Source organism: Sulfitobacter sp. R86518, from assembly GCF_042466275.1.
Classification (GTDB): Bacteria; Pseudomonadota; Alphaproteobacteria; order Rhodobacterales; family Rhodobacteraceae; genus Sulfitobacter; species Sulfitobacter pontiacus.
The window spans coordinates 2963712-2986021 of sequence record NZ_JAXHCA010000005.1 but is presented as its reverse complement, the minus strand read 5'-3'; the positions used below and the strand labels follow the sequence as shown (position 1 = coordinate 2986021).

20 protein-coding genes and 1 pseudogene are annotated in these 22310 nt (G+C 60.4%); 8 read left to right on the top strand and 13 right to left on the bottom strand.

Annotation, left to right across the window (positions count from 1 at the left end):
• Positions 1-8 precede the first annotated feature (8 nt).
• The 3 genes from mnmE to SJY36_RS15635 form a co-directional block, all read right to left on the bottom strand.
• Positions 9-1295 carry a tRNA uridine-5-carboxymethylaminomethyl(34) synthesis GTPase MnmE gene (gene mnmE / locus SJY36_RS15645; protein ID WP_386176314.1) on the bottom strand — a complete coding sequence of 429 codons (1287 nt, stop codon included), beginning with the start codon at positions 1293-1295 and terminating at the stop codon, positions 9-11.
• A gap of 30 nt (positions 1296-1325) precedes the next feature.
• On the bottom strand, positions 1326-2597 hold the full coding sequence (rho, locus tag SJY36_RS15640) for a transcription termination factor Rho (protein ID WP_005850767.1): 1272 nt from the start codon (positions 2595-2597) through the stop codon (positions 1326-1328).
• 123 nt (positions 2598-2720) lie between these two features.
• Positions 2721-3170 (bottom strand): CopD family protein, encoded by a 450-nt coding sequence (locus tag SJY36_RS15635; RefSeq protein ID WP_386176312.1) that lies wholly within the window; start codon positions 3168-3170, stop codon positions 2721-2723.
• A gap of 404 nt (positions 3171-3574) precedes the next feature.
• Here SJY36_RS15635 and SJY36_RS15630 point away from each other — a divergent pair, with 404 nt between their 5' ends.
• Genes SJY36_RS15630 through dnaQ form a run of 4 tightly spaced genes read left to right on the top strand, consistent with a single transcriptional unit; the run spans position 3575 to position 6273 of the window.
• Entirely contained in the window at positions 3575-4174 is a 600-nt protein-coding gene (locus SJY36_RS15630; protein WP_037965696.1) for a nucleoside triphosphate pyrophosphatase, read from the top strand.
• The gene (locus tag SJY36_RS15625) at positions 4171-5004 is read left to right on the top strand and encodes a shikimate dehydrogenase (RefSeq protein WP_260004375.1); all 834 of its coding nucleotides are present in this window, start codon (positions 4171-4173) and stop codon (positions 5002-5004) included. The genes SJY36_RS15630 and SJY36_RS15625 overlap by 4 nt, the downstream gene beginning before the upstream one ends.
• Complete coding sequence (gene coaE, locus SJY36_RS15620; RefSeq protein ID WP_005850759.1) at positions 5004-5594, top strand: dephospho-CoA kinase; 591 nt, start codon at positions 5004-5006, stop codon at positions 5592-5594. The genes SJY36_RS15625 and coaE overlap by 1 nt, the downstream gene beginning before the upstream one ends.
• Positions 5587-6273 (top strand): DNA polymerase III subunit epsilon, encoded by a 687-nt coding sequence (dnaQ, locus tag SJY36_RS15615; RefSeq protein WP_005850757.1) that lies wholly within the window; start codon positions 5587-5589, stop codon positions 6271-6273. The genes coaE and dnaQ overlap by 8 nt, the downstream gene beginning before the upstream one ends.
• Here the strand turns inward: dnaQ and secB are convergent.
• Both secB and SJY36_RS15605 read right to left on the bottom strand, forming a co-directional pair.
• On the bottom strand, positions 6270-6761 hold the full coding sequence (gene secB / locus SJY36_RS15610; RefSeq protein ID WP_005850756.1) for a protein-export chaperone SecB: 492 nt from the start codon (positions 6759-6761) through the stop codon (positions 6270-6272). The two genes, dnaQ and secB, sit on opposite strands and share 4 nt — an antisense overlap.
• A 103-nt stretch (positions 6762-6864) precedes the next feature.
• Positions 6865-7359 (bottom strand): FxsA family protein, encoded by a 495-nt coding sequence (locus SJY36_RS15605; RefSeq protein WP_009825706.1) that lies wholly within the window; start codon positions 7357-7359, stop codon positions 6865-6867.
• A 102-nt stretch (positions 7360-7461) separates the two neighbouring features.
• On the opposite strand from SJY36_RS15605, the gene SJY36_RS15600 reads away from it, so the two are divergent.
• Genes SJY36_RS15600 through SJY36_RS15590 form a run of 3 tightly spaced genes read left to right on the top strand, consistent with a single transcriptional unit; the run spans position 7462 to position 9751 of the window.
• On the top strand, positions 7462-8121 hold the full coding sequence (locus tag SJY36_RS15600; RefSeq protein WP_005850752.1) for a Tim44/TimA family putative adaptor protein: 660 nt from the start codon (positions 7462-7464) through the stop codon (positions 8119-8121).
• A 38-nt stretch (positions 8122-8159) separates the two neighbouring features.
• Positions 8160-9155, top strand: coding sequence for a murein transglycosylase A (locus SJY36_RS15595; RefSeq protein WP_037942861.1), 996 nt, complete (start codon positions 8160-8162; stop codon positions 9153-9155).
• Positions 9152-9751 carry a Smr/MutS family protein gene (locus SJY36_RS15590; RefSeq protein ID WP_386176308.1) on the top strand — a complete coding sequence of 200 codons (600 nt, stop codon included), beginning with the start codon at positions 9152-9154 and terminating at the stop codon, positions 9749-9751. Before SJY36_RS15595 ends, SJY36_RS15590 begins: the two co-directional genes overlap by 4 nt.
• Here the strand turns inward: SJY36_RS15590 and SJY36_RS15585 are convergent.
• The 3 genes and pseudogenes from SJY36_RS15585 to hslV form a co-directional block, all read right to left on the bottom strand.
• Positions 9748-10978, bottom strand: a pseudogene (locus SJY36_RS15585) (MFS transporter). The gene SJY36_RS15590 and the pseudogene SJY36_RS15585 overlap by 4 nt on opposite strands.
• 38 nt (positions 10979-11016) lie before the next feature.
• Complete coding sequence (gene hslU, locus SJY36_RS15580) at positions 11017-12324, bottom strand: ATP-dependent protease ATPase subunit HslU (RefSeq protein WP_009825703.1); 1308 nt, start codon at positions 12322-12324, stop codon at positions 11017-11019.
• Positions 12321-12878, bottom strand: coding sequence for an ATP-dependent protease subunit HslV (hslV, locus tag SJY36_RS15575; RefSeq protein ID WP_005850743.1), 558 nt, complete (start codon positions 12876-12878; stop codon positions 12321-12323). The genes hslU and hslV overlap by 4 nt, the downstream gene beginning before the upstream one ends.
• A gap of 74 nt (positions 12879-12952) precedes the next feature.
• Here hslV and SJY36_RS15570 point away from each other — a divergent pair, with 74 nt between their 5' ends.
• Positions 12953-13918 (top strand): phosphotransferase family protein, encoded by a 966-nt coding sequence (locus tag SJY36_RS15570; protein WP_386176306.1) that lies wholly within the window; start codon positions 12953-12955, stop codon positions 13916-13918.
• A 36-nt stretch (positions 13919-13954) separates the two neighbouring features.
• Here the strand turns inward: SJY36_RS15570 and trxA are convergent, their stop codons facing one another.
• Genes trxA through SJY36_RS15545 form a run of 5 tightly spaced genes read right to left on the bottom strand, consistent with a single transcriptional unit; the run spans position 13955 to position 22294 of the window.
• Positions 13955-14275 carry a thioredoxin gene (trxA, locus tag SJY36_RS15565; protein WP_005850739.1) on the bottom strand — a complete coding sequence of 107 codons (321 nt, stop codon included), beginning with the start codon at positions 14273-14275 and terminating at the stop codon, positions 13955-13957.
• Between the two features lie 37 nt (positions 14276-14312).
• A complete protein-coding gene (addA, locus tag SJY36_RS15560) occupies positions 14313-17690 on the bottom strand; it encodes a double-strand break repair helicase AddA (RefSeq protein ID WP_386176304.1) in 3378 nt (1125 codons plus the stop codon).
• Positions 17687-20650, bottom strand: a complete 2964-nt coding sequence (addB, locus tag SJY36_RS15555; protein ID WP_386176302.1) for a double-strand break repair protein AddB — start codon at positions 20648-20650, stop codon at positions 17687-17689. Before addB ends, addA begins: the two co-directional genes overlap by 4 nt.
• Positions 20643-21335: a nucleotidyltransferase family protein gene (locus SJY36_RS15550; protein ID WP_386176300.1), complete on the bottom strand. Its 693-nt coding sequence runs from the start codon at positions 21333-21335 to the stop codon at positions 20643-20645. The genes addB and SJY36_RS15550 overlap by 8 nt, the downstream gene beginning before the upstream one ends.
• Entirely contained in the window at positions 21311-22294 is a 984-nt protein-coding gene (locus SJY36_RS15545) for an aminoglycoside phosphotransferase family protein (RefSeq protein ID WP_386176298.1), read from the bottom strand. Before SJY36_RS15545 ends, SJY36_RS15550 begins: the two co-directional genes overlap by 25 nt.
• Between the last annotated feature and the right edge of the window lie 16 nt (positions 22295-22310).

The window sequence follows — 22310 nt, the reverse complement described above, 5'->3', positions numbered from 1 at the left end:
CACTCCATCTATTTTCCCAAGCAAAAGCTCGAAAAGATTACATCCAGCAGGTTCTCAACGTCAATTCGGCCTACCAGCGCCTCAAGTGCGCGAATCGAATGGCGCAGTTCTTCTGTTGCTATATCATATTGATCGGGACCGTGATCCAGAACCAACATCGCAGCGGCTAATCCCTCGGCTGATTTCTGCAATGCAACGCGGTGACGTTCGTGCGTCGCAAGGCCGACGTTCAGGCTTCGCGCGCCAAGGATGGCCTGTATTCTTTCTATCAGCTGCGGTACGCCCTGCCCTGTCACACCAGATATAGCTTTGTCCGCGCTATCGCGTAAGTCAGCCTTTGGTCGCAGGACGATATCATCCGCAGTTGCGGCAACAGGCAAATCCTCACCCTCTTCACTCAAAAACACACGCAGGTCAGCTTGCGCGCCGCGGGTTTTCGCACGGTCGATCCCAATGGATTCGACCTCGTCTGCCCCTTCGCGCAATCCCGCCGTATCCAGCAAGGTCACCGGCAAGCCACCTAGGTCCATCCGGACCTCGATCACGTCGCGCGTCGTACCCGCCACGGCAGAGGTAATCGCCGCATCGCGCCCCGCCAATGCATTCAACAAAGTAGACTTTCCGGCGTTGGGCCGGCCGATGATCGCGACCTCAAAACCCGTTCGGATACGTTCGGCCGTATGGGTACCGGCGATTTCAGCCAGAATATCGGCGCTCACCGCATTCAGCAATTCCGTAACCTCGGGCGAGACGTCGACGGGAACGTCTTCATCCGCGAAATCGATGGTCACCTCAAGCAGAGCGGCTGCGCGGATCAGTTTTTCGCGCCAGATATCGACCTTTTGACCCAAGTGACCGGACAAAACGCGCAAGGCTTGTTTTCGCTGGGCTTCGGTCTCTGCCTCGATGAGGTCACCCAAGCCCTCAACCTGTGTGAGGTCCAGCTTGCCATTCTCCATCGCACGGCGGGTAAATTCGCCCGGCTCCGCAAGGCGCGTGCCGTGAAAACCAGAGAGCAGCGCCAGCACCGCACGCACCACCGCGATGCTCCCATGCAAGTGAAGCTCGACCGTGTCTTCGCCGGTAAAGCTGTTCGGGCCTTCGAAGGTCAGGACAAGCGCACGATCAATGACCTGCCCATCGGCGTCACTGATAGCCCGCACGGCGGCCACCCGCGGGGCGGGCAATGGCTGCGCGATGGTTTCAGCGATAAAAAACGCCTGTGGGCCCGAGATACGAATGACGCAAACACCGGCCCGCCCCTGCGCTGTGGCTTGGGCGAATATCGTATCCATATCATTTAACCCACTGATTTAAGTGAATATTTAGCTATTCATTGAGTCGAAGAAATCGGAGTTCGTCTTGGTTTGCTTCAACTTCCCGATCAGGAATTCAATCGCATCCGTTGTGCCCATCGGGTTCAGAATCCGACGCAATACAAAGGTCTTTTGCAGATCGTTTTTGTCGACCAGCAGATCCTCTTTCCGCGTACCGGATTTCAGAATATCGATCGCAGGGAAGACGCGCTTGTCCGCAATCTTGCGATCCAGCACGATTTCAGAGTTACCGGTCCCTTTGAATTCTTCAAAGATCACCTCGTCCATGCGGCTGCCGGTGTCGATCAGCGCGGTGGCGATAATGGTCAGCGACCCACCCTCTTCAATGTTCCGTGCGGCACCGAAGAAACGTTTGGGGCGCTGCAGCGCGTTGGCATCAACACCACCGGTCAGAACCTTACCCGACGACGGCACAACAGTGTTGAAGGCGCGGCCCAGACGGGTGATCGAATCCAGCAAGATCACAACGTCGCGCTTATGCTCGACCAGACGTTTCGCCTTTTCGATAACCATTTCAGACACGGCCACGTGGCGCGTTGCAGGCTCATCGAAGGTGGAAGAAACAACCTCCCCTTTGACACTACGCTGCATATCAGTGACTTCTTCGGGGCGTTCGTCAATCAGCAGAACGATCAAGTAGCACTCGGGGTGGTTCTGTTCGATCGAATTCGCGATGTTTTGCAGCAGAACCGTTTTACCGGTCCGTGGCGGCGCCACGATCAAGCAGCGCTGGCCCTTACCGATGGGCGATACTAGATCGATGATACGCGAGGACCGGTCCTTGATCGTCGGATCATCCACTTCCATTGTCAGACGTTCATCGGGGTAAAGCGGCGTCAGGTTTTCAAAGGCCACCTTGTGGCGCGCTTTTTCCGGCTCTTCAAAGTTGATCTTGGTGACATCTGTCAGCGCGAAATACCGCTCCGCATCATCCGGCGCCTTGATCAGCCCTTCGATTGTGTCGCCCGTGCGCAGCGAGTGCTGGCGGATCATCTCGGGCGAGACGTAAATGTCATCGGGCCCCGGCAGATAGTTCGCTTCGGGCGACCGCAGGAAACCAAACCCGTCCTGCAACACTTCCAGCACACCATCGCCCGAGATTTCCCAGCCTTCATCCGCACGTTCGCGCAGGATCTGGAACATCATTTCGCCTTTACGCATGGTCGATGCGTTTTCGATCTCAAGCTCTTCGGCCATCGCCAAAAGATTCTTGGGCGTCTGCGCCTTTAGATCGGCAAGGTTAAGTGTTTCAGTTGTCATGGAAATATCCTGTTCCGATCCCGGAATGCGGGCGGGTCGTGTCATAAAAATGGACAGATGTATACGGTCCCCGGACGGGGTGCAGGAAACACATACTCAGAATGGCGGGTTTCGTCAATCAGCTTAGAATTTCACGACGACCGAGAATACGATGATGATCATCAGCAGCGTCGGGACTTCATTCATGATCCGGTAACGTTTACCGCTCAGCCGGTTCTCCCCCGCTGCAAAGGCCTTCACACGCCCGACAAGCCACCCGTGGAACCCTGTCATCGCCAATACGCTTGCGCCCTTCATCCAGGGCCACACAGCGGCCCAGTCGACGATGCCCGGTGTGAACACCAGCGCCAGTCCGAAAATCCAGGTGCCGATCATCGCGGGGCGCATGATCACGGTGGCAAGCTTGAACTCCATCATCTTGAAAAGATCGTGGGTCTGGCCGCTTTGGCCCACCTGCTCTGTATGATGCACGAGAAGCCGCGGCAGATAGAACAGCGCCGCCAGCCACGAAATGACCGAGATAATATGAAGCGATTTTACCCAAGGATAGGCGATGGCAAGCAAGTCGGTCATGTCACACTCCGGTTGGTGCCTTCTTACTAATATAAATAAGAAAAGAAGAAAGATGATGATGTAAGTAGGGGGTTCATTTTCTGTGGATTACTGTTTTGTACCTCGATTTATCCACCTGTGCATGTTGTGAATCCCGTATCGATGATAACTCGGCACCGCGCGGATAAATTCACCCTTTTTCAAATACTTAATTAAAAATTTTTCAGGGGATAAACTGTGTAGCTTTGTGGATAAGCTTGGGATTAACTCCGTTCAGGGGGTTTGCGATTTATCCTTATGCCGCCCCGTATAAAGCTGGAATTTCCCGCTGGCAGGCAGGGGTTTTCCCGACGCTTTCGCGCACTCTCGCCATTCGGGGGAAAAATCCCTAAGAACTTCCTAGCGTCGCACACAGGTTTATCCCCATGCCCCAACGTTTCATCCTCGCCTCCGGGTCGTCGATCCGGTCACAACTGCTGCAACAGGCCTGCGTCCCCCATGAGGTGAGCGTGGCGCGCATTGATGAACAAATGATTAAGATGGCTCTGCTGGCAGAGCAGGCACCCCCTCGCGACATCGCCGATACACTGGCCGAGATGAAAGCCCGCAAAGTCAGCGACAAGACCCCGGGCGCCTTGGTGATGGGCTGTGATCAGGTGCTTGACCATCGCGGGACGCTACTGTCAAAACCCGCCACGCCAGATGAGGCGATTGCCCAGCTGAAATCCCTGCGCGGCGATCGCCATAGCTTGCTATCCGCCGCAGTGATCGTCGAGGATGGCAAACCGATCTGGCGTCACGTGGGTCAGGTGCGGCTGCGCATGCGCGACGCGTCCGACAGCTATATAGAGGAGTATGTCGCGCGGAACTGGGACAGTATCCAACATGCGGTCGGCGCCTATAAACTGGAAGAGGAAGGCGTCAGGCTGTTCAGCGGCATTGAAGGGGATTACTTTAATGTCCTAGGGTTACCCCTGCTTGAACTGTTGAATTATCTGACGCTACGGGGGGATCTATCCGCATGAGCTTGGCTAAAATACCGCTGGCAGGTGTGATCGGATCGCCGATTGCCCATTCAAAATCCCCGCAGATCCACGGGCACTGGCTGAAAACGCTTGGGCTGAAGGGGGCTTATATCCCCCTGCACGTCGAACCCGAAGATCTGCGCCAGGTGCTTGAGGCCATGCCGAAAATGGGATTCATCGGGGCCAATGTCACGATCCCCCATAAAGAAGCGGTGATCGAGATCGCAGATATTATTACAGACCGCGCCGCGATGATTGGGGCAGTGAATACGATCACCTTCCGCGCAGACGGTAAAATTCAGGGCGATAATACGGACGGCTACGGGTTTATCGAAAACCTCAAGGCGGGCGCGCCGGATTGGGTGCCGGGTAATGGCCCCGCCTGCGTCTTTGGTGCCGGTGGCGCCGCGCGGGCCGTCATCTCGTCGCTACTGGACGCCGGCGTGCCCGAGATCCTGCTCGCCAATCGCACCCGTGTGCGGGCCGAACGGTTGCGGTCGGTCTTTGGTAACCGCGTGACGGTCTACGACTGGTCGCAGGCGGGTACGATGGTCAGCCATGCGTCCTTGGTGGTGAACACCACGTCGTTGGGGATGATCGGAAAATCCGAGCTGCGCGTGCCGCTTGATGGGTTGCGCGCCGATACGGTGGTCACGGATCTGGTCTATGCGCCGTTGAAAACCACGCTTCTGGCAACCGCAGAGGCGGCGGGATGCGTCACTGTTGACGGTTTAGGCATGCTTTTGCATCAGGCGGTGCCGGGGTTCGAACGGTGGTTTGGCGCGCGACCGACGGTGGACCATGAAACACGTCTGGCGGCGTTGCGCTGATGTTTCTTCTGGGTCTGACCGGGTCGATCGGTATGGGGAAATCGACCACCGCACAAATGTTCGCTGATCTTGGCTGCGCCGTCTGGGACGCAGACGCCGCGGTGCATCGGCTCTATGCCAAGGGGGGGGCCGCCGTCGCGGCCTTTCAGGAAACGCTACCTGATGCGGTCGTTGCGGGCGAAGTGTCGCGGCCCGCGCTCAAAAGCCTGATCGATGCGGACCCCACCGTATTGAAAACGATCGAAAGCATCGTGCATCCGCTGGTCGGCGAAGATCGCGCGGCCTTTCTGGCGGAGACAAAGGCCAAGATCGTCGTGCTCGACATCCCGTTGATTTTCGAAACCGGTGGTGACAAACGCATGGATGCGGTGGCCTGTGTCACGGTCTCGGCTGACATCCAGCAAAAGCGCGTGATGGCGCGCGGGACTATGACGCTGGAACAGTTCGAAAACATCCGCGCCAAACAGATGCCAAACGATGAAAAATGCGCTTTGGCCGATTATGTGATTGAAACAGACACCCTGCCCCATGCCCGCGCGCAGGTGGAGGCTGTCATCGAGGATATCAAAGGAAAGCTGTCCCATGCGTGAGATCGTACTGGATACGGAAACCACCGGATTCGACCCTGAAAGCGGTGATAGGATCGTTGAAATCGGTGCGGTTGAACTGATGGGTCACGTGGCGACCGGCAATACCTATCACCAATACATCAATCCCGAACGCAGCATGCCCGCCGAAGCCTTCGAGGTGCACGGGCTGGGGGACGACTTTTTGCGCGACAAACCCAAGTTTGCGCAGATCGGGCAGGATTTTCTGGATTTCATCGGTGATTCAAAGCTGGTGATCCACAACGCCGCCTTCGATATCAAGTTTCTGAACGCGGAATTGAAATGGATGGGGCTGCCCCAGATCCCGTGGGAACAGGCGCTTGATACGCTGGCCATCGCGCGCAAACGCTTTCCGGGTTCGCCCGCGTCGCTAGACGCGCTATGCCGCCGCTTTGGCATCGATAACACGTCGCGGACGCTCCACGGTGCTTTGCTTGACAGTGAAATTCTGGCGGATGTCTATCTAGAGCTGATCGGCGGGCGGCAACCGGACTTTGGCCTGTCGACCAAACCGGAAAAGAAAGAGGGCGATACCACTCCCGATTGGACGCCAAAACCGCGCCCGACGCCCCTACCCTCGCGGATTACCCCGCAAGAGGCCGCCGCCCATACCGAATTTGTCGATAAACTGGGCGACAGCGCTGTGTGGAAGACGCTTTAGGCGTCCGCTTTTTGCGTATTCTCGGCCTGACGGCGCGCGATCTCGTTGCGATACAGCGCAACAAAGTCGATGTTTTCGAGGTTCAGCGGCGGGAAGCCACCGTCGCGGGTCACATCGCTGACAACACGGCGCAGGAACGGGAAGATCATGCGCGGGCATTCAATCAGCAGGAATGGGTGCATCTGGTCTTCGGGCACGTTTTCAACGTGGAAGATACCGACATAGTCGATTTCCAGCAGGAACAGCGTCGCGTCGCCGCCTTTGGCTTTTGACGTGACCTGAAGCTTGATCGCGGATTCATACTGGTTCTCGGCCGACCGCTTTTTCGCATCCAGATTGACCTGAACCTGAACGTCGGGCTGCACATCTGTCGGCGCGCCTTTTTGCGCCATGATGTTTTCAAAGGACATATCACGGATGAACTGACCCAGAATGCGCATCTGCGGCTGTGCGGCCTGGGTCGGTTGTGTTGCTTCTTCTTCAGCCATTTAAAGGCTCCTTAAGACAATAAACTCATTTAGTCGGGCTTATCAGATCGCCTTGCCGCGCTCAATGGCCCGCTTCAACTGGCCCGCAGTCAATGCCCCGTCGTCAGTGATCCGTCCAGCCAGAGGGGCGTTTGGGCCCGCGGTCCTGTTCCGACAGCTCGTGGTATTCGCCATCGATCACATCCCCCTGCATCGGACGATGGGGCTGCGGGCGCCGTGGCCCCGAGGTGCCGCCCATATGGACACTGCTCACGTTGACCTTGCTTCGTGCAGCTTTGAACGCAGCGGTACGCACGCCGGGGATCAGCAGGGCAAAGCCCAGGGCATCGGTGAAAAACCCCGGTGTCAGCAGCAACGCGCCGGCAAACAGGATCATCGCGCCATGCACCAGCGGTTCGGTCGGATCACGGACTTCGGACAGGGACGATTTGATCTGGCCAAGTGCCAGCGCACCCTGAGCGCGCATCAGATAGGTGCCGATGATCGCGGTAGAAACAACAATCGCCAGCGTCCAGCCGAGGCCAATTGCCCCACCCACCTGAATGAACAACGTTATTTCTATCAACGGTACGGCAATAAAAGCCAAAAACAGCCACATGGCATGCGTCCTTTCCTATGGGCCAGAGTGGACTTGGCCCGGTTCACACCCTACATAGGGGCACTAGACCGACGTTTCCATGTTTCTCAGCACGAGGTACCTATGAATTCGCCCATGATACAGCTTCTGGTACTGGCCGCTATTGCCGTGTTCCTGATCCTGCGGCTCAAGAATGTGCTTGGCACACGCACCGGTTTTGAAAAACCGGCCGAGGTCAGCGAGAAACCCGAACGCCCCAGCGGCCCCGCGTTCGAAGTCATCGAAGGTGGCCCTGATCTGGATATCACCGATCACGCGCCCGAAGGGTCCGATACCGCGCTCGCACTGGCCGAGATGAAGCGTGTCGAGCCCTCCTTTGGGGTCAGCGACTTTCTGGGCGGTGCCCGCGGCGCCTACGAGATGATCGTGATGGGCTACGAACACGGTAATCTGGACGAGATCAAACCTTTCCTTTCAGAAGACATCTACGAAAGCTTTGTCGAAGGCGTCGCCGCGCGTGAAGATCAGGGTCTGACCGTTGAAAGCCACTTTATCGGCATCCGCGAGATGGAGCTTGAGAACGCCACGATGGACAAGACCACCAACGAGGCAGAGCTGACGATCCGTTTCGTGGCCGAGCTGACGTCGGTCGTGAAAGACCGCGATGGTGAAATCGTCGAAGGCAGCACGACAGAGGTCAATCGTCAAAAAGACACATGGGTGTTTGCCCGTGTCATGGGCTCGGATGATCCAAATTGGCTGCTCGTTTCTACAGACGGTTAAAACGTGCCTGTGCGGGTGCATTGCTGTGGGCGGGCCTGATGGCGCCGCCCGCTTCTGCGACAGATGTGTCCTATTCGATCCTGTCGTTCGACCAGCTTGAGGGTTGGGAAACCGACGACCACGCCGCCGCCTTGCGCGCGTTTCTGAATACCTGCGGTGATATGAAGGATGTCGATTGGCGCAACATCTGCGCCTATGCCAAATCCGACCCCGACCCGCGCCAGTTCTTTGAACTTCTGTTCCGGCCAGTGTTGATCGAGGACGGAAACGAGGCGATGTTCACAGGCTATTTCGAACCTGAACTTGACGGCGATCTCTACCCCTCCGACCGCTACCGCTATCCGGTCTATGCCATGCCGCCAGAGGCGAAGGCGAACAACCCGTGGCTGACCCGCCGCGATATTCTGGATACCGACGTGATGAAGGGCCGCGGCCTTGAGATCGCCTATGTCGACGACCCGGTCGAACTTTTCTTTCTGCAAATCCAAGGCTCTGGCCGTATCAGACTGCCCGATGGAAATTATCTGCGCGTGGGATACCGTGGTGCGAACGGCCACCCGTACCGGTCGATCGGCGTCGAACTGGTGCGCCGCGGCGTCTATGACCCGCATCAGGTCAGCGCAGAGGTGATCAAGAACTGGGTTCGCCGTAATCCTGATGACGGACGCGAGCTGCTGTATCACAACCCGTCCTATGTATTCTTTCGCGAGGTCAATCAGGTGCCCGCCGATCAGGGGCCGCTTGGCGCGATGAACCGGTCGGTGACCACTCTGCGCACCGTCGCTGTGGACCCCAAGTTTGTACCGCTCGGTGCCCCTGTCTGGATCGAAAAAGAGGGCAAGGAACCGATGCACCGCTTGATGATCGCGCAGGATACCGGGTCGGCGATCAAGGGCGCGCAACGGGCGGATGTGTTCTTTGGCACCGGCGACAAGGCGGGGCGTGCCGCGGGCAAGCTGCGTGATCCGGGGCGGATGATGGTCCTGATGCCGATCCAGCGCGCCTATGCGCTTTTGCCGGAGCCGCTGCTATGAGCCGCAAGCGTCTGGATAAGGATGATCTGTCGCTTTGGAAAAAGGTGACAGAGCGGACGGAAAAGCTCGACGTTGACAAGCTGTTCCGCGCCGAGATTGACGACACCTCCCCGATCCACGGCCCCACGCCAACGCCGCCGCAAATCCGCAAGCGCAGCTCTGTTGTCATGGGCAAGCCCGATCCCAAGCCGCGGCGAAACACCCATGATCTGATGCCCTCCCTGCCCGATCAGCTACGTCAGGCACCGGTGCAGATGGATTCAAAGGCGTTTGGCAAGCTCAAGCGGGGCAAGATGCGCCCCGAGGGTCGCATCGACCTTCACGGCATGACGCTGGACCGCGCTCACCCTGCGCTGACCAAATTCATTCTAGGCTCGCATGCCAAGGGGCGGCGCCTTGTCTTGGTGATCACCGGCAAAGGCAAGATGCGGGACGAAGGCGGCCCGATCCCCGTGCGCCACGGCGTGCTGCGCCATCAGGTGCCGCAATGGCTGTCGATGCCGCCGCTGTCGTCAGCCGTGCTTCAGGTCAGTCAGGCGCATATCAGCCACGGCGGCGGCGGCGCCTATTACGTCTATCTACGGCGTCACCGTTAGGCCGTGGCAGGCGCGACCAACCGCTTGCGATAGCGTAGCACCCCGACAGTCGCCATGATCGCGGCCACGGCATAGTAGATCGCAATCGGGATCATCTGCTGCGGGAAATCAACGCCCAGATCAATGAACAGCCCCGTCACCCCCGGCCCGATGGCCGACCCGAATACCATCAGCGCAGCGCCCACGGCCTTGATCGACCCGATATAGCGCGTGCCATAGAATTCAGCCCAGAAAACAGAAGGTCGCGGTGGCCTGCATACCCTGCCCCACGCCAAAGATCATCAACCCGACACCCGCCATCGCAATCGTATCGGCAAAGGCGAGCACGGCGAAAGACAGCGCGAAAGGCAGCATTTGCACCGGCGTGACCCGCGTCACGCCAAACCGGTCAATTGCCCAGCCCGACACAAAGGTCGCGATCACGGATGTCACCGTATAAAGCGGCATCAGCGCGACAAAGCTGACCAGCGTCCAGCCCTTCACCTCTGTCAGGTGGACCTGCTGAAAGAACAGCGCCGTCCCCCAAGCCGGAGGACCGATCACCAGCGGGATCATCAGCCAGAACAACCCGTGGCGTATCATCTGCATCCGCGTCCAGTGCTGCCCGTCCATCCCCGCCGATTGCGTGCTTTGCGCCATGGATTGCGGCGTACGCTCTTGCCGCAGCAGCAGGAGCATCACGGGCATGGTGATCAGCACCAAAGCGGCGGCCAGCACCCAAAGGCTGCGCCAGTGAAAGCTTGCGAAAAGGGCGACGAAGACGACAGGCAAAATCGCCTGACCCGCCGCAAAGCCCATAGACGATAGCGACAGCGCCTTGCCCCGTGCGGCTTCGAACCAGCGCACCATCGCCACGGCCCCAAGCTGAGACATCATCCCCTGCCCGGTCAGACGCAGCGCATAGATGACAAAGATCAGCGCGATCCAGTTCGGCACAGCGGCCATCGCCAGACAGGCGCCCGCCAGCGCGACCATTACCCAGAATGACAGCCGACGCACCCGAAACCGGTCTGTCAGCACACCCGCCCAGATCATCGTGATCGCCGAGAGCGTCGTGCCGATGGTATAGATCCCGCCCCATTGACCGTCAGACAGCCCGAAACTGCCCTTAATCTCGCCCGCGAAAAGCGAGATGAAATAGGTCTGCCCATAGGCCGAGGTAAATGTCAGCAGGAAACCCGCCAACAAGAACACCCAATTGGCGCGGATAAATCTGAAGTATGCCATGCGCCATCATTCTCAGGCGCATGGCAGATTGAAAAGCCCTAAAGAACGTAGCGTGACAGATCGGTGGATCGTGTCAGTTCGCCCAGGTTCTTCTCGACGAAATCGCCGTCGACAGTGATCTTTTCGCCGGTGCGATCCGGCGCGCTGAACGACAGCTCTTCAAAGACACGCTCCATCACGGTGTAAAGCCGCCGCGCGCCGATATTCTCGATCGACTGGTTCACGTCGGCGGCGATCTTGGCCAGCGCCTTGATACCTTCGTCGGTGAATGTGACCTCGACCTCTTCAGTGCCCATCAACGCGGTATATTGCAGCGTCAGCGCATTGTCGGTCTCGGTCAGGATGCGAACGAAATCATCTTCCGTCAGCGCGCGCAGCTCGACGCGGATCGGCAAGCGGCCCTGCAATTCGGGCAACAGGTCGGACGGCTTGGCAATATGGAAGGCGCCCGAGGCGATAAACAGGATATGATCCGTTTTCACCGGCCCGTGTTTGGTCGATACGGTGGTGCCTTCGATCAGGGGCAGCAGGTCGCGCTGCACGCCTTCACGGCTGACATCGCCGCCACGCGCGTCAGAGCGGGCGCACACCTTGTCGATCTCGTCCAGAAAGACGATGCCGTTCTGCTCTACCGCCTCGATCGCGGCGCGGTTGACGGTCTCGTCATCCAGCAGCTTGTCGGCCTCTTCGCTGATCAGCACCTCGTAGCTTTCGGCGACTGACAGACGTTTCTTGACCGTCCGGCCGCCCATGGCTTTGCCAAAAAGATCGCCAAGGTTCATCATCCCCATACCACCGCCGGGTTGTCCGGGGATATCCATAGCCGGAAACGGGCTAGAGGTATCGGCGACTTCAAGCTCGATCATCGTATCGTCCAGCTCGCCCGCTTTCAGCTTCTTGCGGAACATATCGCGGGTGCCTTCGCGGGCGTCCTTGCCCGCAATCGCGTCAACAACGCGTTCTTCGGCGGCCTTATGGGCGCTGACCTTCACGTCCTCGCGCATATATTCGCGGGTCATGACGATGGCGCTGTCTACCAGATCACGGATGATCTGTTCCACATCGCGGCCGACATAGCCGACTTCGGTGAATTTCGTCGCCTCGACCTTGAGGAAAGGGGCCCGCGCCAGTTTTGCCAAGCGGCGGCTGATCTCGGTCTTGCCCACGCCGGTGGGCCCGATCATCAGGATGTTCTTAGGGTAGACTTCGTCGCGCAGATCATCGCCCAACTGCTTGCGGCGCCAGCGGTTGCGCAGCGCCACGGCCACGGCGCGCTTGGCGTCGTTCTGGCCGATGATAAAACGGTCAAGTTCAGAGACGATTTCGCGGGGGGTCAGATCGGTCATTGTGTGATTTTCTCCACCGTGAGGTTACCATTGGTATAAACGCAGATGTCCGACGCGATCTTCATCGCATCCCGCGCGACGGTTTCAGCGTCGCGGTCGCTGTCCATCATGCCGCGCGCCGCGGCCAGCGCGTAATTCCCGCCCGACCCGATGGCCGCGACAGAATGTTCAGGCTCCAGCACGTCGCCCGCGCCGGTGATCACCAGCAGCTCGCGCCCGTCTGACACGATCAGCATCGCTTCGAGCTTTTGCAGGTATTTGTCGGTGCGCCAGTCTTTGGCAAGCTCGACACTGGCGCGCGCCAACTGCCCGGGCGTGGCTTCAAGCTTGGCTTCAAGCCGTTCCAGCAGCGTGAAAGCATCAGCGGTCGATCCGGCAAAGCCTGCCACAACGTCAAACCCGCCGGGGCTGAGCCGGCGCACCTTCCGTGCGGTTCCTTTGATCACGGTTTGGCCAAGGCTGACCTGACCGTCGCCCGCGATCACGACTTCGCCGTCTTTCTTCACACCGATGATGGTGGTCCCGTGCCAGCCGGGGAATTCTTGCTTTGACATGTAGCCTCCATAGTTCAAACCTATATGAAAACCCCGCCGCTGTTTCGCAAGGCTAATGTCCCGAAAGGATTTGAATGCCCCCGGTAGACGACCTGAAAACCAAGGGATTTCAGATATTTGAGGGATTGGCGGCCAAGGCGGGGATTGCGCCCGAAACCTGTACCTGCGGGGCCGAGTGGATCAAGGATGACAGCAACCAGCGCCAGATCGTGCAGCGCTATGACGGGCGTGACGGGGCCTCTGTCGTGCTCAAACACGTGGCCCGCCCGTGGGATACCGACAGGTTCACCGCGATGCTTGCGGCCCATCAGGCAGCCTGTGACGCGCTCGACGGCGTGCCCGGCTTTAGCGTGCCACAGATCCTTGCGGCGGACCCGGGCCAGCAGGCCTATCTTATGCGCTTTGCCAAGGGCGATACGTTTCTGGACCTGTGCCGCCAGACAGAGGATCACGCCCCCTTGTTGCGACGGGCGGGCGGCTGGCTGGCGGCGTTTCACGGGGCCACTTTGCAAGGCACCCATCCGTTTCAGCCGCGGTTCATGGTCAATCACCTGCACCGTCTGGTGGCGCGTGTTGAAAGCGGTGCGCGCCGGATCAACGGCAAGCAACGTTTTGCAGCCTATGTGGGAAGTATCGCGGACTACGCGCCGCAGGCCCAAGGGCACGCGGGCCAGATCGCGGCGAAACATGGCGACCTGAACGGGTATAATCTGGTGATGGCGCCCGACGAGACGGCAGCGTTCGATTTTTCAGCGACCACACCGTCGCCCGTGGGCTATGACATCGCGCGGCTGCTGCAAAGCTATACCCAGATGGTCGGCGACCTTGACGCCTTGCCCAAAGGCCATAGCGTTCCTCCCGCCGCCTGGGGCGCGTTCTTTGAAGGGTACACGCTGGTGCCGCCCGATGATCCCACGGTGCACTTCCTGACGCGGGTGCAGATCCTGACCGACTGGAACCGGATTCAAGAACATGGATCTATCGCCAATGTCATGCGGTTCGAGCGGATCAAAAAAATAGCGCGCCAAGCCTTTGCCTGACGCGCCATTGAATGTGCTTACTGCGGGTGCGGCAGCTTAGATCGACTCTTCGATCCAGCCTTGCAGCGCGGCCTTGGGGCGGGCGCCCGCCAGGTTCGATACGACTTCGCCGTTCTTGAAGATGAACAGGGCAGGGATGCCACGGACACCCATCTGGGCGGGGCTGTTCGGGTTCTCGTCAACGTTGACTTTGACGATCTTTACCTTGCCGTCCATCTCGGAGGAAAGTTCCTCGAGCGCGGGGCCGATCTGCTTACAGGGGCCGCACCACTCAGCCCAGAAATCCACCACAACGGGGATATCGGAATTCTTAACTTCTGCGTCGAATGTTGCGTCTGTGACTGCGACGGTTGCCATGTTGCTGCTCCTGCACGGGGTTGGTTAGAGTGGGAACCTATGTAGCCCCATGCGTCCCGTCAAGATCGCGCACCCGCGATAGGGCGTTTGTGATCAGCGCGTCGGGCAGTTCCATCAGCGTGGCGGTACGGGTCCATAAAATAGCGGTGCGGATGCGGTGATCGGGAAACACCTGCGCCAGCGCGGCGGCATAGGCCCCCATCTGGCGCAACAGCCCTTCGGGGCAGCGATCAGGCGTATCGGGTACCACGCGGTTGGTTTTGTAATCCACCAGCAATACATCCGTATCCGACACCAGCAGCCGGTCGATTGTCCCGTGCAGCCGTTCGGTGCCCAAGGGCGCGGTGATCGGCACCTCTGCCAAGGCGTCCTTGCCAAAGACATGCGCCAGTTCGGGCGTATCCAAGACCGCGATCGCCTCTCTCAAGGCGGCTTGGGCGACGGTTTCATCATAGCCCTGCGCCAGCGTTTGCAGCACACCGTTCCAGCGGTCGCTGTGCATCATGGGCAGGGTTTCCAGCATCTTATGCACCAGATTGCCGTAGGATTTCGCCGCATCTTCCGATTGGCCATCATCGCCGGGCAGGGCCTTGGCGCCGCCCAGATCAGAGGGGGCAAGCGTTTTGGCACGTAGTGGGATAACGGTAAGGGGCGTGTTAAAAGCAGGCTCTAACACTGGCGTGGTGTGGGTTTTAGGGGCGGAGTCGATCACCGGCAGCGCATCCCATTCGCCATGTTCAAACCGCATCCCGCCCGAGCTGCCGACCGGCTTGGCACCGGCCTGACCCATCGCGGCACCGACCATCTGATACCAGCTGTTGCCATCCTTGGGCAGCTCCCCCGCCGCGGCCACGATCAGCCATTTTTCGGCCCGCGTCATCGCCACATAGAGCAGCCGCAGCCGTTCGGCCATCTCGCGCGCCTTGCGGTCGTCCAGCGCGCCGCGCATGGCAGCGGGCATATCCCCTTCGGACAGTTTCCACACAGGCGTGTCACCGATCTTGATGATCTCGTCCCGGATCACCAAAGGGCGTTTGCCCGTGTCCGGCAGGATCACAATCGGCGCCTCTAGCCCCTTGGCCCCGTGCACGGTCATCACCCGCACCTGATCCGAGGCATTGTCGATCTGGCGCTTGATCTCAAGGTCGTCGGTCTGCATCCACACCAGAAACCCCGTGAGGCTGGGGATCGCGCCGCGTTCATACGATAGCGCCTGCGAGAGCATGGCGTTGATCCCGTCCTCTGCTTCTGACCCCAGCCGCGCCAGCAGCTTACGGCGCCCGTCATGGCGGGTCAGGATACGTTCGATCAGGTCATAGGGCCGCAGGAAATCGACCTGCGCCCGCAAATCTCGCAAGATGGCAACGGTTTCGGGGTAGGCATCGCTGCTGCGCAAGGCCTGCCACAGGTGATCTTCCTTGCGGTAGTGGGACAGGGTGAACAACATCTGCTCTGTCCACCCGAACAGAGGCGATTTCAGCGCCGTCGCAAGCGACAGGCTGTCTTCGGGCGTGGCAAGAAAGCTCAGCAGCGCCGCCAGATCCTTGACCGCCAGTTCGGCCCCGACCTTGAGCCGGTCCGCGCCCGCAATCGGCACACCGGCGGTTTTGCACGCGCGGATGATTTCCGAGAACAGATCACTGCGCCGCTGCACAAGGATCAAAAAGTCACCCGCCCGAATACGCCGCCGCGCAAAGGCACCGGGGGTATCGGTATCGACGGGAAGATAATGTTCGCCCTCGGTCAGCTCCTTGATCTGCGACGCGACCTGGTCGGCCAGAACGACCGTATGGTGATGGGCCGACTTCTGATCGACAGGATCGGACCATTCACGGTCATCGGGTTCATCGGTTTTCTCGACCACGGGCCAAAGATCAACACGGCCGGGCAGGGCGGATTTGAACGCCTTATGCGCCGCATCGGCCTGAAACCCTGCATCCGTATGCGGGGCGAGCGTTGTATCCACCAGTTGCAGGATCGCCGAGGACGATCGGAACGAATATTCAAGGCTGCGCCGTTGAAAGATCTGACCCGCTTGGGTGATTTTCTGTTCGAACAGATCCTGTTTGTGATCAAACTCGCGCGGGTCGGCCCCCTGAAAGGAATAGATCGACTGTTTTTTATCGCCCACGACAAACAGCGTGCGGTCTTCCTCTTCTCGGGCGCCGTCGCCGCTGTAGAATTCATCCGCCAGCCGTTCGATCACATCCCATTGGCGCGGGCTGGTATCCTGCGCTTCGTCCACCAGAATATGATCAATGCCACCGTCGATCCGATAAAGCACCCAAGCCGCGACCGCAGGGTTGGTCAGCAGCGCCCGCGCCTTGAGGATCAGATCATCAAAGTCGAGCCAGCCGCGTTTCTGTTTCTCGTGGGCATAGATTTCAAGGAAACGATGCGCGAATTGATGCAGCACATGGGTCTTTTGCGCCGCCCGCAGCGCCAACCGCGCGTCACGGGCATCTTCGACCCGCCGCATCAGGTCATCGACCTGCGGCATCAGATCAAACAGCAGCTTTTGCGTCGGTTTCGTGGGCAGGCTGCCGACCTTGGCGGTAAAGGGTTCCTTGGCACCCGCACCGGTCAGCATCACGTCTTCCAGAACGGGCAGGGCAGAGATATCCATTGTCTGGATCGTCGCCAGCTTTTCCGCCGCTTTGCCGTCCAGCCCGCCCTTGGCCCGCATCGGCGGGATCATCTGTTCAAGGATCATCGCCTCTGATCCCAGAAACACCGAAGTTGTGATCTTGTCCTCGGTCAGGTCGGCGGGCTGATCGAACAGCGCCAGCACATCTTCCCATGACAGCACCGTGGCAAAGCCTTCGCGCTGCCCGACGATACTGCGGGTGAGCTTGCTGAAATCCTCGCCTGTGTACATCCGCGCCAGCGTGGTGATCAGCGCGGCATCCTGCCCCTCGGCCATGGTGTCCACGATCTCTGCCCGCAGCAGATCGGCGGCGCGGTCTTCGATCTCGGTGAACTGCGGGCTGACCCCTGCTTCTAGTGGAAAGCGCCGTAATAGAGACGCACAGAACGAATGGATCGTCTGGATTTTCAGCCCGCCGGGGGTTTCGATGGCGCGGGCAAACAGGGTGCGGGCCATGCGCAGATTTTCGGGGGTGAAGCCATCCTCGACCCCCAGCTCCGACAGCGAATGACGCAGATCGGCGTCGGTCAGCATGGCCCAGGCACCGAGCCGTTTGAACAGCCGGTTCTGCATCTCTGACGCGGCGGCCTTGGTGTAGGTCAGGCACAGGATATGCTGCGGTTCGACCCCGTTCAGCAACAGCCGCGCCACGCGGTCGGTCAGCACGCGGGTCTTACCCGACCCCGCATTCGCCCCCAACCACGTAGAGGCATCGGGCCGCGCCGCGTCGATCTGGGCGCGGGTGGCGTCGTCAAAGGGGGCGGTCATGTCAGATCCTCCGGCGTGGGTTCGGTCGTGGCATCCCATTCGCCAAACCGGGCCAACTGGTCATAATCGCCCGCGAAATCGGTGGTTTTTACCATACGGCGCGCGGTAAACCCCTGTTCATCCGACAGGTAGCTGGTGATCAGCGCGTGCAGCTTGGCCAGAACCTCGTGCGGGGGTTCATCCTCAAGCGGCGCTGGGCGTTCCACCGGTTTGCTGCCAAGCCCGATATAGGCGGCTTGGGCAACGGGGGCGGGGCCGATTTCCTTGAAACCGCCTTCCTCGACCATCGCGGCTTCGAGCAGCAACTGCTTATCAAAGGCTTTCTGCTCGGCCACACTGGGCGGCGTGCCGGTCTTGTAGTCATAGATCAGAATATCGCCATCTTCCGTCCGGTCGATCCGGTCAGCAAAGCCCATAAGGGTAAAGCCCAGATCGGGGAACTCGTGACTGCCCTTGGCGGCTTTTTCAAAAGCGGCGGGGGTGGAATAGCTTTGTCGCTGCAATTCGTTTTCGATGAACCAATCGGCAATCCGTTCGATCTTGGCCAGCCACATGACGCGCGCGGCGGGCCAGGGGGCTTCGGCCTCTAACACGGTGCGGGCAGTCTCTAACAAGTGGCTTTTCGTCAAAAGCGCAGGCTCCGCTGTCACCGATTTGATGAACCGTTCCATGATCTCGTGCACGATGATGCCGCGCACAGGCGCGTCTGGCGATTGCACCAGCGGGTTCAGCGCACGCAGCTTCAGGCTGTGTTTTGCGTAGATCGCATAGGGGTCGCGGATCAGGCGCTTGATCTCTGTTACCGACAGCGCGTGGGGGCGTGCGGCACGGGGCGGGCGCGGCGACGGGCGCGGCGCGGGGGGCACACGGGTCACGGTTTCCAGCGCGCGGGCCTGATCCAGCCAGTGGTCGCCGCGTTTGATCATCGCCGTCCACGCCGCATCTCCGCCCTGCGCGGGCAAACCGTTCAGCAGGTTGCCCAAACGGTTGAGCCAACGCGAAGGCACGGTCTCAGCCTCGTCCGACCGGATCGCGCGGGTCAAACAGACCTCGGGCGCGGCGATGGATTGTTGATAGTCATGGGCCGACAGGCCGATCCGCCGTTCGGGCAGCAGCAAACCGGCTTTCAGGCGCATCTGGCGGTTCAGCCAAGGGTCGGGCGGCGGGGCTTCGGGCCATGTGCTGTCGTTCAGCCCGCCAAGGATCACCAGATCGGCGCCCTGCACGCGGGCCTCGAGCGTGCCCCAGATCATGACGTTGGGATGCGGCGCGTCGCGGTCGCGGATTTCGCCCTGTTGCAGCAGGGCACCCACCAGATCGGTGTAATCCGCCGCCGACATCTCGCCCCCATAGGGCGCGTTTTCGGCAAGGTCGTTCATCACCTTCGCCGCCTCTTCGCCCGCGTGATGCTGCCACAACCCGTTGGGCTGGCTTGGCGTGGCACCGTCGGCGATGGCATCGGCCAGCGCCATATGCAGGGCGACCCATTCCTCTAGCGGCCGGTCGCCGGTGAGTTCGCAATCGGTCAGATGGGTGCCGACCCAATCGGCCCAGACATCCATCTGCGCGGGGTCTTTCGACCGCGATACCGTCTTGCGCGCCAGTTTCAACACACCTTCCGCATCAGGGTAGGGCAGCCCGTCGCGGCGCAGTTGCAGTTCCAGCCGTTGGGTGTTGAGCTGGTGAAAATTGCGATCGCCGCCGCTGTGGGTCAGCGGGTGTTTCAGCAGGGTTAGCAAGGCTTCGGAATCCAGCTTGCGCAGGAACAGATCGCCCACGTGGCGCAAGAACCGACCCGGAGGCGACAGATGCAGCGGCAGGCCCGCGCTGTCGTCGGGCAGGATGTTCCACCGGTCCAGCGCCGAGGTCACCTGACGCGATAGCATCCGGTCCGGGGTGATCAGCGCGGCGGTTTTACCGTCCTCGACTGCTTGGCGCAGGCGCAGCGCAATCGCGAGCGCTTCGGCACGCGGGGTGGGGGCCTGTATCAGGGTTAACCCTTCGGTGGCCTGATGCAGATCGGGCAGTTTCGGCCCTTCGGTCAGCCAGACGTGGGTCACAGGGGCAGGGCGCAGGGACAGCGACACCAACGCATTGCGCGCGGCAGAGGGCGGCGGTGTGTCGGTCCAGGCCTCGATCTTGCTGCGCGACATCTCGAGCTGGCGCAGCAGGTCGCGGAACCGGTATTGCGGATGATCCTGCGATATCTTTTCCTGATCCTCGCCCAGATCGGTCCAGACCGCTTGCGGCATGTCGAAACAGAAACCGGGAAGCACAAGCGCGCCTTGTGGCAGCTTTGCCACCGCCTCCATCAGCAGGGCAGAGGTGCCCCGCGATCCGGTAGAGCCCGCGACGATCACCGGATGTTGGGGCGGGTTCTGCTCCCACTCTGCGATCAGGCGCTGAGCGACCTGACGTTGCCGCGCACGCGGATCGGGGCGGGTGACGCTTTCCCCCAGATACTGGTGCGCGATGGCGAGGAACTGTTTCGCGCGTTCCCAATGGCCCGATTGGTCACTGACATCCAGCTCGGTCACGGCCTCGACCGGTACGCCTTCGCCCTGCATTTCGTCGATCAACTGCGCCAGACTGTCCGACAGGTCATAAAGCGACGCGCGCGGGGCTAGTTCAGGCGCTTGATCCAGCAGCTTTGACACCAGCGTAATCAACTCTAACCGGCGGCGTAGAGCCGGACCGGGGCGCGGCAGGTCAAGGCCGCTGCCAAGGGTATCAAGGTTGTCGATCAGATGGATGCGCGGCAGTAGGCTGGGCGGGCCCGCGTCAAAGATATCACGCAAACGCCGTTGCATCCGGCGGGTGTTCACCACCAGATCGATCCGCCCGATGGCATGGGCGGGTTGCCCTTCCAGCCGTGCAAGCAAACCCCGCACCAGTTCCTTGGGGAAGTCGACGCCCGGGGCCAGCCCAAAAACGCGCGGTGCGTCCTGCGGTTCAAACATCGGCGGCGTCCAGCATGTCTTCGGCAAGGGTGATCCCGCCGGGGTGGCCGACATCGCACCAGCCGCCGGGATAGGACAGCCCGTACATCCGCCCGCGGTCCAGCATCACATCCCACAAGAGGTTGAGCGAGAATGCACGCTCTGAAATCGTCTCTAACAAGTCGGTTTTGATGATTTGCACCCCGCCATAGACAACCCCCGGCCCGCGTTTCAATGCGCCGTCGGTGCCCATCGTAAAGTCTCCGTCGCCCCCATGCCCCACGGCCTGCGCCACCGGCACGCCCATCAGCAGCGCATCCATCCTGTTGGGGTCCCATGCGTCCGCCAGCAAGGACAGCGGGTTGGGCCCCGCCCAGATCGCATCGGTGTTCATGGTAAAGACCGGTCCGTCGCCCAAAAGCGGCAGCGCATTGCGCAGCCCGCCGCCGGTTTCCAGAATATCGGGCTGTTCCACAATCGTCTGCACGTCGCGCCCTGCCAGATGATCCAGCAGCGCGTCGGGCTTATAGTGCAGGTTCACAACGATCCGCCGCGGCGCGACACCGCGCGCCAGATCAAGCGCGTGGTCGATCAACGGCTTGCCCGCGACTGGGATCATCGGCTTGGGCTGGTCTTTGGTCAGATGTTGCATCCGCGTGCCGAAGCCGGCGGCAAACATCATCACGGCATCTGGGGCGTGGCGCATCTGGCTTTCAAATCCTTCAGAAAATCGGGGGTCGGCGCGGGGAGGGCGGGACGCAGCACTTTGGCCAAGGGTGCAAGCGCCGGGTCATCAAGGTTACGCTGCACATAGCCCCAAACACGGGGGATGAAATCGACGTAATGCGCCTTGCCGTCACGCAGGCAAAGCCGTGCAAAGATCCCCAAGATCCGCAGGTTACGTTGCAGGCCAAGCAAGGCATAGGCGCTGCGGAAGGCGGCATCATCCTGACCGCTGTGCTGGATGTAATGGGCGATCATCGCCGCCTCGATCTGCGGGGTCACATCGCGCCGCGCATCTTGCAGGATCGACACCAGATCATAGGCGGGGTGACCCTGCAGCGCGTCTTGGAAATCCAGCAGCCCCACGCGGGCAGAGCCCGTCCGCTCGGGCCGCCACAACAGGTTTTCAGCGTGGTAATCGCGCAGGATGATCACACGGGGGCTATTGTCCAGCGCACGGGCCAGCGGGGTGAAGAGGGTATTAAACTCCGCCGCGGCGCCGCTGTCGGGGGCGTACCAGTCAAACACCATCTGCGCCGCCTCTGTCAGCCAATCGGCATCGCAGAGCGGCAAATCGGGGGGCGGGGCCTTGTGCAGGTCCAGCAGACAGTCCGTCGCGGCGGTATAAAGCTGCCGCGTCATCGCGGGCGATTGGACCATCAGCCGCGCAAACAGGTCATCGCCCAGATCCTCGATCAGCAGAAAGCCGTTGCCTGCGTCTTGCGCGTAAATCTCGGGCGCGCTGGCCCCTTGGGCGCGCAGCCAATCGGCGATGCGGACAAAGGGGCGCACGTCTTCGCCCTTGTCGGCGGGGGCGTCCATCAGCACGGCGGTGCGGCCATCATCAAGGATCAGACGGTCATAGCGGCGGTTCGATGCGTCCCCGGCCAGCAGATCGCGCCGCGCCTGTGCCCACCCCGCATCGGCAAGAAAGCGGTCCATAGCAGTCATACGGTCG